This window comes from Dyadobacter chenwenxiniae (assembly GCF_022869785.1).
GTDB classification, from domain to species: domain Bacteria; phylum Bacteroidota; class Bacteroidia; order Cytophagales; family Spirosomataceae; genus Dyadobacter; species Dyadobacter chenwenxiniae.
Genome location: NZ_CP094997.1, coordinates 3,803,500 through 3,817,022, shown reverse-complemented (window position 1 = coordinate 3,817,022; position 13,523 = coordinate 3,803,500). Strand labels below are relative to the sequence as shown.

At 43.7% G+C, this 13,523-nt stretch carries 13 protein-coding genes; 3 read left to right on the top strand and 10 right to left on the bottom strand.

Going from position 1 to position 13,523, the window contains the following annotated elements:
* The 3 genes from MUK70_RS16325 to MUK70_RS16315 form a co-directional block, all read right to left on the bottom strand.
* Positions 1-357 (bottom strand): DUF5615 family PIN-like protein, encoded by a 357-nt coding sequence (locus tag MUK70_RS16325; RefSeq protein WP_234606119.1) that lies wholly within the window; start codon positions 355-357, stop codon positions 1-3.
* On the bottom strand, positions 357-584 hold the full coding sequence (locus MUK70_RS16320) for a DUF433 domain-containing protein (RefSeq protein WP_234606120.1): 228 nt from the start codon (positions 582-584) through the stop codon (positions 357-359). Before MUK70_RS16320 ends, MUK70_RS16325 begins: the two co-directional genes overlap by 1 nt.
* Positions 585-652: 68 nt before the next feature.
* Positions 653-2,149 (bottom strand): NAD(P)H-hydrate dehydratase, encoded by a 1,497-nt coding sequence (locus MUK70_RS16315; protein ID WP_234653787.1) that lies wholly within the window; start codon positions 2,147-2,149, stop codon positions 653-655.
* Between the two features lie 132 nt (positions 2,150-2,281).
* Here MUK70_RS16315 and rplS point away from each other — a divergent pair, with 132 nt between their 5' ends.
* Positions 2,282-2,644 (top strand): 50S ribosomal protein L19, encoded by a 363-nt coding sequence (rplS, locus tag MUK70_RS16310; RefSeq protein ID WP_234606122.1) that lies wholly within the window; start codon positions 2,282-2,284, stop codon positions 2,642-2,644.
* A 112-nt stretch (positions 2,645-2,756) separates the two neighbouring features.
* On the top strand, positions 2,757-3,554 hold the full coding sequence (gene dapF / locus MUK70_RS16305) for a diaminopimelate epimerase (protein ID WP_234653785.1): 798 nt from the start codon (positions 2,757-2,759) through the stop codon (positions 3,552-3,554).
* 30 nt (positions 3,555-3,584) lie between these two features.
* On the opposite strand, the gene MUK70_RS16300 is transcribed toward dapF, so the two are convergent.
* Positions 3,585-3,890, bottom strand: coding sequence for a rhodanese-like domain-containing protein (locus MUK70_RS16300; protein ID WP_234655375.1), 306 nt, complete (start codon positions 3,888-3,890; stop codon positions 3,585-3,587).
* 1 nt (position 3,891) lies between these two features.
* The gene (locus MUK70_RS16295; RefSeq protein ID WP_234653783.1) at positions 3,892-5,034 is read right to left on the bottom strand and encodes a DEAD/DEAH box helicase; all 1,143 of its coding nucleotides are present in this window, start codon (positions 5,032-5,034) and stop codon (positions 3,892-3,894) included.
* Positions 5,035-5,210: 176 nt separating this feature from the next.
* Here MUK70_RS16295 and MUK70_RS16290 point away from each other — a divergent pair, with 176 nt between their 5' ends.
* The gene (locus MUK70_RS16290; RefSeq protein WP_234653781.1) at positions 5,211-6,029 is read left to right on the top strand and encodes a hypothetical protein; all 819 of its coding nucleotides are present in this window, start codon (positions 5,211-5,213) and stop codon (positions 6,027-6,029) included.
* A gap of 6 nt (positions 6,030-6,035) precedes the next feature.
* Here the strand turns inward: MUK70_RS16290 and MUK70_RS16285 are convergent, their stop codons facing one another.
* From MUK70_RS16285 to MUK70_RS16265, 5 genes are all read right to left on the bottom strand, one after another.
* Positions 6,036-7,766, bottom strand: coding sequence for a M14 family metallopeptidase (locus MUK70_RS16285; protein ID WP_234653780.1), 1,731 nt, complete (start codon positions 7,764-7,766; stop codon positions 6,036-6,038).
* A 21-nt stretch (positions 7,767-7,787) separates the two neighbouring features.
* Complete coding sequence (locus tag MUK70_RS16280) at positions 7,788-8,945, bottom strand: lipase family protein (protein WP_234653778.1); 1,158 nt, start codon at positions 8,943-8,945, stop codon at positions 7,788-7,790.
* 81 nt (positions 8,946-9,026) lie between these two features.
* Entirely contained in the window at positions 9,027-10,055 is a 1,029-nt protein-coding gene (locus MUK70_RS16275) for a hypothetical protein (protein WP_234653774.1), read from the bottom strand.
* A gap of 4 nt (positions 10,056-10,059) precedes the next feature.
* The gene (locus MUK70_RS16270) at positions 10,060-12,744 is read right to left on the bottom strand and encodes a DUF3352 domain-containing protein (protein WP_234653772.1); all 2,685 of its coding nucleotides are present in this window, start codon (positions 12,742-12,744) and stop codon (positions 10,060-10,062) included.
* 11 nt (positions 12,745-12,755) lie between these two features.
* The gene (locus MUK70_RS16265; protein WP_234606140.1) at positions 12,756-13,499 is read right to left on the bottom strand and encodes a glycosyltransferase family 2 protein; all 744 of its coding nucleotides are present in this window, start codon (positions 13,497-13,499) and stop codon (positions 12,756-12,758) included.
* Positions 13,500-13,523 lie beyond the last annotated feature (24 nt).

Below are 13,523 nucleotides of genomic sequence, written 5' to 3'. Positions count from 1 at the left end.
TTACAAAGTATAGACAACCGCAGAGCCGCCCAATTCAAGAAAGAATCCCTTTGTATCATTCAGCTTGGCAATAAGTGGAAGATTTCGCTCTAAGAGCTCAATGAGGCTTTGATTCGAGATGTTACCAAGCGTAATTCTTACAAGCTTTTTAGGGGTTTGGCGGAGCAAAAACGAATTTCTGAAATCTTCATCTTTTGTTATCACAATCAACTCCTGACGATCTGCATGCAGGCAAATTTCTGAATCTTTGGACGAAGATTTGGACGGCAAGGTGTTAACGTGCATTGCCGAATGTCCCAAACTGGCCAAGTATTTAACAACCTTCATGGAGATATGAACGTCACACAAAAAATTCATCAGGCAGCTTCATTAATCAAGCGCCCGGAAACCAAAAGTTTCGCATAATTAAGGCAAGCAAAAATATCTTCTCGTTCAAGTTCCGGATGATCTTCGAGGATCTCATTGATTAGCATGCCAGACCCTAACATGTCTATAACGACCTCAACGGGCCAGCGCATGCCTCTCACGCACGGTTTTCCATGACAGATGTCCGGATCAATGGTTATTCTTTCAATGTCCTGCATAGTGTTTCTATTATGATTTCAAATTTAGCACTTTTTGGTCAGAGTTTTAAAATGGTGCGCCGAACCGTTTACCATCCCAGATGCTCAACCAAATCCGAAGCAATCAATGCACTTTGACCCCGTTGCTCAGCGGCGCGATCGCCGGCGAGGCCGTGTTCATAAACCGCTAAGATTGCTGCTTGGACGGGTTCGTATTTTTGGGCCAGAAGGCTTGTTACAATGCCGGTAAGCACGTCGCCGGTGCCGCCCGTAGCCATGCCGGGGTTGCCTGTTGAGTTGAAATGGACTTCGCCGTTGGGGAGGATGACGGCTGTGTTGGCGCCTTTGAGGCAGATGATCACTTTATGCTTTTTGGCAAAGTCAATGCCGATTTGTAGTCGCTCGAATTCATCTTTGCTTTCGCCTGCTAATCGCTGAAATTCTTTTGGGTGTGGGGTTAAGACGGTGTTTTCAGGTATTTTATTTAAAAGATGCCTGTTTTCTGATAGGATATTCAATGCATCCGCGTCGATGACGAGCCTCGCTTTTACATTTTCCAAATTTACATTATCCAGCAGTTTTTCTACAGCATTTACCGTCGAAAGGGCTTTCCCAACTCCCGGGCCAATTCCGATGGCGGAGTAAGAATCCAGATCAGTGATTTCACTTAAATGTTTCGGATCCTGATCTGTGACGGCCATTGCTTCGGGCAGCGAAATCTGGATAATGTCGTATCCGCAGGCAGGAATGTGCATGGTAAGCAAGCCAACACCTGATCTCAGACAAGCTTTTCCGGATAAGACCGCCGCACCCATTTTGCCATAGCTGCCAGCCATGAGCAAGGCGTGTCCAAAAGTGCCTTTATGAGAGAATTTGTCCCTTGGCTTAATCAACTTTTCTGCTGCACGCTTGTCAGTATAGTGGTAGGGAGTTTCAATTTCGTTGATAAAATACTCACTTAAACCAATATCCACCAAATGCCAGGAACCCACAAACTTCGCATTTTGGGGCATCATAAACGCGAGTTTTGGAAGCTGGAATGAAACGGTAAAATTGGGTTCTATAATCTGATCACCTTCTTGATTGGCTTTGGCAGCATATAATCCGCTGGCAATGTCAACGGAAACGAGCTTGTTTGGAAGTGCATTTAAAGAATGAATAATGTTAGCCAAAAGTCCTTCCACTGGCCTGGATAGACCTGATCCCAGCAATGCATCTATGCAGATTACATTACGCGCCAATATTGGGAAATCGTCATTGTTCGCAATGCTAACGGGTTGTAAATGATCCATTAATCGCGTCAAGTTCCCTTCAAAATCTGTTGTAGCATTGCCTGTATATTCAATAACAAAAACCTGAACATCATAGCTTTGGGTGCTCAAAATGCGTGCAATAGCAAGTCCGTCACCGCCATTATTTCCTTTTCCGCAAAAAATGGCAACCGGACGGGTGTTTACAAACTGGTTACAGAACCACCTGACGAACGCATTAGCAGCTCTTTCCATTAAATTCAGGGAAGAAACAGGCTCATTTTCAATAGTGTATGCATCCAGTGCGCGAATCTGATCTACATTCAGGATTTTCATATAAAATGCTTTTACAAACAAATAAATAATCTTAGCTTTGCACTCGTTTTCGCAAGAGCTGTTTTGAATGAAGGGGCGTCACCTCATCCGCTGGAAGCAAGCTATCATTTTAAATCCAAAAAAGCATTCGTCATGAGCGAACTTATCAAACTCGTAGAAGCTACGATTGAAAATCGTAAATCCGAGTATCCTGAATTTACTTCAGGCGACACGATCAACGTACACGTGAAAATCCGTGAAGGTAACAAAGAGCGTGTGCAGCAATTCCAGGGCACTGTAATGCAACGTCGCAACCTAAGCGGAAGCGGTGAAACTTTCACAGTGCGTAAAATCTCGAACGGCATCGCCGTTGAACGCGTTTTCCCAATTCTTTCGCCAAGTATCGCTAAAATCGAATTGATTCGTCGCGGTAAGGTGCGTCGTTCACGTCTGTTCTTCCTTCGTGGCCGTCAGGGCAAAGCCGCTCGTATTAAAGAGCTTAAAGTATCGAAGTAGTATAAATTTCCTTCGTACAAATTTTAAACCCTGCAAGCGATTATTTCTTGCAGGGTTTTGTTGTTTTGTAATAAATGGCCCCTCGACGCCGAACATTTTATTGACATTTGACATGCAGATTCCATTTTATAAATATCAGGGAACAGGAAACGATTTTGTAATGATCGATAACCGCGATCTGTCATTTCCTGTTTCAAAAGAATTGATTGCTTCCATTTGCCACCGCCGGTTTGGGATTGGTTCTGACGGTTTGATTCTGTTACAAAATGAGCCAGGCTACGATTTCAGAATGGTGTATTTCAATGCGGATGGGGGCGAAGGCAGCATGTGCGGCAATGGCGGACGTTGTGTAGTGCGATTTGCGCACGATCTCGGACTTTTTACTGATTCAACGACATTTATAGCCGTAGATGGTTTGCATGAAGCAACTGTTATGGGCGATTTGATCAGCCTGAAAATGTCGCCGGTTAAGGATGTTGAGCGTTATGAAGAATTTGATTTCATGAACACCGGTTCACCGCATTACGTCACTTATGTGGATAATGTGTCGGAAACGGATGTGGTTAACATTGGAAGTGAGATCCGCTATGGTTCTGTTTACGGGCCGAAAGGCGGCACGAATGTAAATTTTATTGAAGTGATCGAAGACAATCATCTGAGCGTGAGGACCTACGAGCGCGGGGTTGAGGACGAAACTTACTCTTGCGGGACAGGCGTAACCGCATGTGCATTATCTGCGCATTTACGCAAAGGTTTTGACGGCCCGATAACCATTGAAACTATCGGCGGCACTTTGAAAGTAGATTTCGAAGAAACGCCTGCTGGATTTGACAACATTCATTTGATAGGCCCGGCTGTACGGGTTTTTGAAGGGAGTTTAGACTTGCTATTAGACTTGCTAAGTCTTTAAGACTTAGCAAGTCTAATAGCAAGTCTAAACTCATTCAGATTCAATAATCCCTCCATGAACGTGAAATATCCGCTTGTCGAGCCACTCCGGCACGCGACAGTAATCCACGGCTGCAACTTTGCTTCTCACGCCATTGGTGCAAATCACAATGATGCTTTTATATGGAACGAGATCCGCTCTTCTCTCGCGGATCTCGGCCAAAGGAATGTTAATTCCACCCTCATTAAATTCTTCAAATTCCCAAGTTTCCCTTACATCAACCAATACGGCATCGGGTTGCTCCAATAATTGCCTGGCCTCATTGAGGTTAATGTCCGTGTAAGTATTCCTTGTCATTTCACCTGCCCGTTGCGTAGGGATGGTCATTTACAACAGGGATATTTTTGGCAATCAGTTTGTGAATATCTTTCAAGTAAGCTTTTTCGTCCAGATCACAGAAAGAAAACGCTATTCCCTTTGCGCCCGCACGACCTGTCCGGCCGATTCTGTGCACGTAAGTTTCGGGAATGTTTGGAATTTCGTAATTGATAACGTGCGTTAAATCATCCACGTCGATGCCACGCGCAGCAATGTCGGTTGCCACCAGAACACGGGTTGTCTGGCTTTTGAAATTTTTCAGAGCATTTTGGCGAGCATTCTGAGATTTATTACCATGAATGGCTTCCGAACTCACGCCTGCTTTTCTCAACACTTTCACAACCTTGTCCGCACCATGTTTTGTTCTTGTGAAAACCAATGCAGTTGCAATTGATTCGTCTTTCAGAATATGCAACAGCAGCGAATTCTTATCTGACTTATCTACGAAAAATACAGACTGACGGATGGTGTCGGCCGTTGATGAAACCGGTGTGACTTCAACTTTTAAGGGGTTTCTGAGGATGGTATTAGCCAATGTAACAATGGCTGGCGGCATGGTTGCCGAAAAGAACAGCGATTGGCGCTTAGCAGGTAACAGCTTGATTACTTTTTTAACATCATGAACGAAACCCATGTCCAGCATTCTGTCCGCTTCATCCAAGACAAAGAATTCAAGCTGGTTCAACTTGATAAAGCCCTGATTAATAAGGTCCAGCATCCTGCCTGGTGTTGCTATCAACACGTCGACGCCACGGTTAAGCGCATCGGTCTGTGGTTTTTGCCCAACCCCGCCAAAGACCACTGTGTGTTTAACACCGGTATGCCGTCCGTAAGCAGCAAAACTTTCTCCAATCTGGATCGCCAGCTCCCTTGTAGGCGTAAGTATTAATGCGCGAATGTGGCTTCTTTCAAACTTTCCAACTGGATTATTATGAAGCAGTTGCAACATTGGAATAGCAAATGCTGCCGTTTTTCCAGTGCCCGTCTGCGCGCAACCTAATAAATCTTTTTGATCCAGAATGATGGGGATCGCTTTTGCCTGAATGGGTGTGGGGGTGGTGTATCCTTCTTCTTGCAGAGCCTTAGCAATAGGCTCAATGAGCTTTAAATCCTGAAATGTCATTTGATTTTTTTAAATGGCTGTCCTTTATATTGAAATAAAAACAGCCTGAATAATATAAAGGCCATTATAAGCCAAGTGTATAACAGCAGTATATTTTTAAACGTTCAGTCTATATACTCCGCAAAAGTATCCACGATTGTTTAAATTTGGTTCACATTCATCAACTCATTTGCATTATGATCAGATCCTTCACGCTAACTGTATTATTATCAGCAGTATTTTTTTCTGTAAACGGTCAGGACATTTTGGTTAAGAAAAACGGGGCGACCATTGAAGGCAAAGTGACCGAGGTGGGAATCGACCGCGTTTCCTACAAAATCAGCCAGGAAAAGGAAAGCGCTAGTTTTGTTATCCGGAAAAATGAGTTAAACCGCATTGAGTTTGCAAACGGGCAAACCGTTTTTATTGATGAGCGAAACCTTCCCGGCAAACGCCGCGTGAACCCGGCAAGCACTTCCAACCTTTTCGGAAGGCATATGGTCAATTTTTCACCATTCAAAGCATTGGATAGCGGGCCGGGGTTAGGATTGAGCTATGAAATCCTGGCAGATAAAAAAGGCTATTTTGGTATCATTTTGCCTGTATCCCTCATTTTTCCTGATCGATTTGATTTGTTTGATGGTTATGGCGACCAGCGGGAGGCCTTCTACTTTTCTCCTGGCTTGAAAATATATCCTTTCGGGCAAAAGAGGGTTACCTACGCCGTTGGACCCAGCATTTTCACAGGCTTTGGCAAGCAGGTCCGTAACGACGGCTATTATGATCCCAATACCGGAACGTATCCGAACACCCGATCGGAAAGCAAGATCTTCCGGTTTGGAATTATCGTCAACAACTACGTGAATTTTCAGATATCAGACCATTTTCAGATTGGCCTGAACGGAGGATTCGGATCAAGGTATATTGATCGGGAAACCTATAATGACACCAGATCAACTAACGGAGGCATAAACATTACCGGCGAATTCAATTTTAATCTGGGTCTGCGTTTCTAAAACCAATCACTTCATTAACCTAAACACAGGGTAGCGCATATATTCCTTTTCCCGATATGGTGAATTATCGTAAATGAAGTCCAGTTGTGCGCTGCTGCTTTTTGCAAATTCAGGATCGCTTTTACGCTTATCAGCCAGCTTGATTCTCAGGCTGACATCTTTGGCGAGCAATTCAGCGGCAAGATCTTCGAAAACATAAGCTGAATAATGTTCTTTGGACTGTAAAATCGTATCAAAAAAATTCCATTTAAAAAATGAATCAACGCCTTTCGGTTCCAGTGTTTCCACAATGTATCGGTTAGTCCATTGATTTACAGGAATATACCAGTCGCCCTTCTTGAATGTAACACGCTGATTAACCGTTTTTGTCTTTACACTCGTATGCCAGTAATGTCCTTCAAAAGGCAGTTTCGGCGTTTCCAGATCTTCAATGTAATACGTTTCAACCTCCATTTCGGTGTCTTTTTCCAATTGGGTCACTTCCACGCCATTGAGTTTCATCAAGTCGATCACATTATGCCAGCCTTGCGGGATAATATAGGCCACGGGCTTGGTAACCTCGTCTACCGACATGTAAGTGTCGTAAAAAGGAATCTTCTTCGTAAAAGGCTTTGAACGGTTATAAGAAAGCCTTTGCACGCCGCTCACTTTGCTGGTAATGTATTCAGATTCAAAGCCTTTGAATTCAATCTGTGTGTTTTTGACTTTGTTAACCTCCCATGTTACGGCAAATTTTTCTTGTTTTTTAACGGCCTCCTTTGTGTCTTTCCGAAGTTTGAGCAGCTCTTTCCGGTTTCTTGCTAAAAATTTAACGTTACCGAGCAGGTAAGCATAAGTGGACGCAACCCGCTTGTCGTAAGGTTTTAGCATATGTGTTTCCGTCATTACACCGATTGTGTGAAACAATGCTGCATAACCGGTTGAATAGCGCGGCCAGTCCGGAAATTGCACAAAACCTTTATCAGGAGTCTGGCCCCAGGAATTGACGTAAGGCGTTGCTTCAAATCCCGATTCTTTCAAATGCTTGTACATATAAGGCAAAAAAACCTTGTCATTGAAGAAGCCCAACTTTCCGCCCAGCTTGTCTTTTTGTGCGTAATCCAAAGTGATCACATATTGATAATCCGCTCCGTTGCTCACGTGTGTGTCTGCAAAAAGGTCCGGATCGAGCTCATGGAAAATGGCTGCAAAGCTGCGTGCATTCTTTGTATCGCTTTTAATGAAGTCTCTGTTAAGATCATAATTCCGGGCATTTCCACGGAAGCCGTATTCTTCCGGTCCTTCCTGATTTGTGCGTGTCGTACTATTTCTGTTTAATGTTCCGCCAATGTTATAGAAAGGAATTATAGCCAGGACCAGATTGTCGAGTTCCGGGAATTTTTCAGGATTTACAGCAATGTCACGCAGCAGCATCATGGATGCGTCAACACCGTCAGGCTCGCCGGGGTGAATGGCGTTATTGATTAGGAAAACAGCTTTCTGCTGTGATTTCAGTTTCTTAATGTCAAACGTTTTGTTTTTAGAATATAAGACTAGATGGAGCGGCTTGCCGCTGTCTGTAAGGCCTTTTTCGGTAATCTGGATCTGTGGGAAGTCTTTCGCCAGCAGTTTGTAAAATTCGATCCCTTCTTCGTAAGTTGGCGTTTGCTTGCCGCCGCTGGTTTCAAAACGGGTTTTGTATTGAGCGTTTGCTGATGATGTAAGGATGAAGAGAAATAAGAGGAAAAGTAATCGCATAAGCTGAGTAAATCGTTGACATTAATATTTGTATTTCTGAATTAAATACAAATATGGGTCGGGTAAATGGTGAATAAAAATTTGTTTTTCAGAGTCCGGGAAGCGTTTGTAATATTCTGCATTGGGAATTAATGCAATAGTAGGCCCAATCCTGACATAATTGTTGCTTTTGAAATACACAGGCGGTTGAAATTCAGGAAGCTGCTTTATGATGGTCTTTGAAGCGTAATTACCCAGGTACTTTTGATAATTCCGTTGCGCCTTTTCGCTTGGCTTCTTCATTTGCTTGTAAGCATGCTTCAACGCAACCCTGGTCAGGAGCTTTTGCTTTTTGATAACCGGCTCAATGTTTTTGAAAGGATTAGTCTCATTAAAGTCATCCAAAGTTTGAACCGAAAACGGCAATTCGGGCACCCAATCTGCCGCGTTGACGACATTATAACCCCAGCCGCCGTCAATCAGGCTTTCATATTCATACGCATAATACGTGTTGCCTGCCTTGGGACTTGCGCTTGCATATGTTTTGAAACGAATATCAGCAGGCAATTTCTTGTCCTTTTGTAGTTGATAGAAATGGGAAGTGAGCAGGAAAGTGATGGCACCACCCTGACTATGTCCCATGATCAAAAACTCTTTAATACCGGCTTTATAGCAAGAATCAATTTTTGGAATGATATCCCTGGCCAGAAATGCGGTCCCGATGAGCCAGCCAATGTGAACGGCCGCCTTTGGATTATCCGCCAGATGATATTGAAATGTGTAAGCATTGGTTAGCTTGACTTCGCCTTTGGCAGGAACCATTGCGGCATAAAAGTTTTCGAGCCAGCCCACTGGATTCAGCGTCGTGCCCCTTACATTGAGCACCGCGATAGGGTGCGTCTTGTTAATCCACAGTCCCCATTTATTATCAAGACCAACAACCGCTGAATTATACACATTCGTAAAATGCGTCGGCTTGGTAATGACCGATTTGGGTTTTGAAGTGTCGGCTTTGGTGGAGTCGTACAAGAGCACGTGCATGCGGAGGAGTTCCAGGTATTCTTCTTTGTCGAAACCTGGTTTCAACTTGCTATTCTGAGCTTTTGAGGAAAATGAGCAAATGAGCAGAAAAGCGAAAATCGTCACCCAGTTTGCTATTTTGGTCAGGTCCTGTATGCTGCGCACACGGTTATCTTTCATACAATGGAATATTAAACGCGAAAACCAGCGTTGCAAATCACTTAAAGCTAGGGAATCCCGGCCGATAAGCATGCAATGCAACTATATATTTTCCTGGCTAACGAAGCTGTTAATCAATGTATTGACCTTGTCCAGCCACACATTTTGCGCTTGACACGTCCAGTGCGAGTCTCCTTTTAAGTAAGAAGCTGCTCCCATTTTTCTGAAATCTGCCAGCACATCAATGTAAGGCATAGGAAGTTTTGGGTGTTGATAAACATGCTCAATCAATCGGTTGTAAGCACCGTATTCAGGGTGGATGACCGAAACTTTATTAGGAATAACAGACAAGGCGACAAAGTCGAAACCCATGGACAGGGCTGAATCCTTGGTCAGTTTCAGGTTTAAAACAAGCGAATCCAGCTCAGATTTGCCGATTTTCGAGAAGGAAGAGGTCACATGAGGGGTGTCCGTATCCATGTAGGAAACCAGGCTCCGGTCTTCATCCACAAGCGACACGCTCGTATTGACACGGTGAAAAAGGTGATAAGTAAAATCTGCTTTCCATTCTTTTAATTTCAAAAAAGCCTCATTTTGAAACAAAAGTGCTTCAAATCTGTCCTGAGCCTGTTTTCCGTTGAATGCATCATCCAGCTTATGCATGAATTTAGAAGAAACCACCCTTTGAACGAATGTAGCCGAGTCTGGTAATATCAGAGAAACAGGAGCTTCCAAATGCTGTCTGAAATGTCTTTCAACCGATTCCAGCAGCAGAATGTTTGTTTCGGAAGTGTCCAGTTTGACATGCAGCATTTCAGACCAATGAACCCTGGTGTATTGATCAACCGCAAAATCCTGTGGGCCGACACGCTCTTCCTCGGTAAAGCTGTCGCCTATAATGTATAAATGGACCTTTTTGGCAGATTGCTTTTTTGCAGGCGGATTGTATGCAGGGCAAGGTTGTCTGGGATCTTTAAACGCAGATAAATTGGCCATGCGGTAAAGATCGCCATACTGGTAACCATCCGTGATTAATTTGTATTTTCCAACCAACGCCAACAGGGTAGGATTGAGCCCGCAGGCCCAGATAATGCATCCAGAAACTAAAACTATGTATTTTAAAAACTTCATATTTTTAACGAAGCTTAACAGACCAAACCTGGATCTTCTTTTCGGAACGGCTGAATATAAGCAATTTATAATATCCTGGCTGATACGTGAGCTGAACTGGCATTTCCGACGGAATCGCCTTATCTCCCAATCGCTTGCCGGCCATATCAAAAACCGTCGTATAATTTCCCGACTTAATCGTGATAAACCGGTTGTCAACGCCGAAAAAGTGATATTGAATGACCGGGTTGGGTAAAATATCCTTTATCTCAAAAAGATCTTTCCCGTCCTTGGTAATAATGGCTGTTTTGGAATTAACTGACCTGATCAGAATCCAATCCAGAGAGTTCCGGTCAAATAATGTCTTGAATTTAGAACCGGGTTCAGGTCTCAGCAACTGCTTCCTGGAAGTGATTTGCCCATTCAGGCTAATCCTGATCAACTCTCCCGAAACGCTCACACCTACAAGTTCGGGCTGGCCGGTTGCAGGATCCTGTGTCCAGGTAAATGCACTTTCAGTCCGTGTCAGAATGTCGACCGGAAAGCCCTGGCGAACCGTTCCGTTTTCTTTTAAAAGGAAGATTTTGCCGTTTTTCTGCGTAACGATGAAACCGCGGTTCCCAATTTGGTTTAATGCAACAACCGGACTCTGAATGTTTTCAAACTGAACCGAATGGTTAAGCCGCCTGATTGGTTTGGTCACACTTTCCCACAGAAAGAGCTCTTCTGCGGTGTTTTTGATTATAAAACGATTACTGCCATCATCACCTCCATCGATTGCGTACAATGCTGCAATGTCCTGGCCTGACGGTAAGGACCCCGTGAATGTGGTTACGGTTGTTGAATCGTCTTCATCCAGCGCATAAACCATGCTTTTTGTTGCAAAGATGCGCTGCTGCCTGCCAATGTTCAAAAAATCGACCTTATAAGCAGCGGTAATAATCGGGCCATTGAGCTTCGCGATGGCCTGTGTTTTACCTTCCCGTAAATTGTTGGTTCTAAGTAGGTTATTTTGTTTGTCCGTCAGCAGGATCTCCGAACTTCCGTCAACAGGATTTTGCAAGGCGGCCAGTTCGGTGTCGAAAATGTCCGGCCACTCAATGTCAATGTTCAGGAATGTCCGGTTAAGCACTTTGCTGGCTGTCTGCCGCTTTTTAGGAATTAGGGTAATTTCCGGAAATGCATCGCCATCTTCATATTTACATTGAAATACAAGCGACTCCATTTTAGAAACCAGATCTGCATATTTCTTGATCCCGCCATTTCCTGCCCGCGTTTGCGCTTTCCGCAAATTCACAATGAGCGAAAGCTGGGCTTCTGATTTTGCGGAAGTCAAAATGCTGTCATATTCCGGTGATTGCTTCCAGGTGATCTGATTTTCGTAATCGACTATGTAGTTCTGCAAAACCTGCGAATTGTTGCTGATTACCAGATAAGGAGCAATATAGGTGATATAACTGCGCGGAAAACCCGAAAACATAGGACCGTAAAGTCCTGCCGGCAGTTCGGGAATGGGGACAGAATAAATGTCATATCCCTGATATTGGTCAATAGAAACATTGGTTTCTTCATTTGCCAACCGCGCCAGTTTTTGCAAAACAGGCCGCATTTTTTCATAATTGGAAAACTCAGCCAACAAAATTTTTCCGTCGCTGATGCTGTTGTTTTCTTCCAATTGACATAAGATCAGTTCAGCGCCCAGGTTATCGATCAGCAGATTGCTTTCTTTGCCGACATAGTAGTTAAGCTTGTTCCAGGCTTCTGATTTATACTTTTTATGCCATCGCTGAAACTCCTTTTGAAATGCAGCGCGATCAACGACCCCGGATCTGTAAAGAAAGGACGTTTGCTGGGAAATGTGCTTGTGGCCAGCAAACGGTGCACCCGGAATGTCCTTGACGATGTCTGTGAGATAATAATCCGGAGCATTTGTTCCGGTTGATTTCAAAGAAAGGCCGCCTTTTGCCTTCGCTTCTTCGATGTGAAAATCCTGAAAGTTCGGGAAGTTTTTACCAAACTCATAGAAATTTGAATTGACATTATCACCAGAAATAACCGATTTCCATGCGTCGTTTCTCAAATAAATGCTTGTTCCATAATCAGAATCATTGATTTGGGAGAAGTTTGATTTTAGCCGAAATGATGCGATGTTAAGAGATGAAGCACGGACTGCGTCCTCGATCAGATCGCCATAATAACTCACAATGAGGTAATGATCCTCAACGAGATAAGAAAAAAGCGGACGAGAGTTACTGTCGATAATGTCCGTAATGCGGTGGTCCTGAAAATTATGGTGCAGTGCGCGAATGTTCGGGTTTTGCGGTGTGCTCAGCCACTTCGCTTCTTCATCATTGGCAATGGGAATGTATATGATCACACCCCATTCTGTGCTGGTCCTTGGATGATAGGAATAGGATAATGCTTTGTTTTTGAGGAAGTTGTTTAACCTTTTCTGGTCTTTTGTGAAAAGGTTAAGAAGTGATAAATTGTCACTGGCAACGTCCAGTAACGGCAACCTTTTAACATCCAGATTGGCATCCGTAGCGACGTAGAGAGAATCCTGAAGATGTTCGCTGGTGATAACGACGAGCGCGCTGGACGGGATGAATTTCCATGCAGCAGCCGAACCTCGTGAATATTGAAACAGAAAATATCCTGCTGCTGCAATGACAGCAGCGAGCAGGATAGCAATAATGTATTTTTTCGACACAAGCCTAATGGTTAAGCACGGATCGCTTTCACTTTGTTATTGAGTTCAAGGCGAAAGCGCAACAGTTCTTTAAAGCTGCGTATACAAACCTTCCAGAGATTCCATTTTACGATCGAAACCGTTCCTGTCTCACGATCTTTATGTGTAATGGGAATGTCAAATAACTCCTGTCCCGATTTTTTTGCCATAACAGACAAGAAGATATTCGGCGCAAAAGGCTCAGGGTCAGGTAATTGATTCATTAATTTTTGCAGGAATGTTCCTTTTATCAAACGAAAAGGAATGTTGCTGTCCATAATGAATGTGCCGTAAACCGTCGAGATCGTTCCGCGAAGGAATTTGGTGATGAACAAACGCACGCCGGCGTCATGTCTCACCTCCCTGTAACCCAGTATAAATTGTGACTGGCTGCGCTTGTTCCAAAGTTTATCGAAATCATCGGAAACAAACTGGTCATCACTGTCGGTTTGGAAAACGTATTCGGAACGCAGCTCCAGTGCTTTGCGATAGCCATTTACGACCGCATTGCCGTGGCCGCCATTTTTTTGGTTAATGACGGTAAGATTGGTCACTTCTTGCTGTAATTTGTCCAAAAGCACTTTTGTGTTGTCTTTTGAGCCATCATTAATTACAATTAGTGTTGTATTGTCGTTGGGAAATTTATTTTTTAGAAAATTAGTCCAATTATATACTACCTTTTCGATACAATCCTGTTCATTGTATGCGGGCATTACTATACTAAGAAGGTACGACATGCAGAAACGTATTTGGTATGGTTG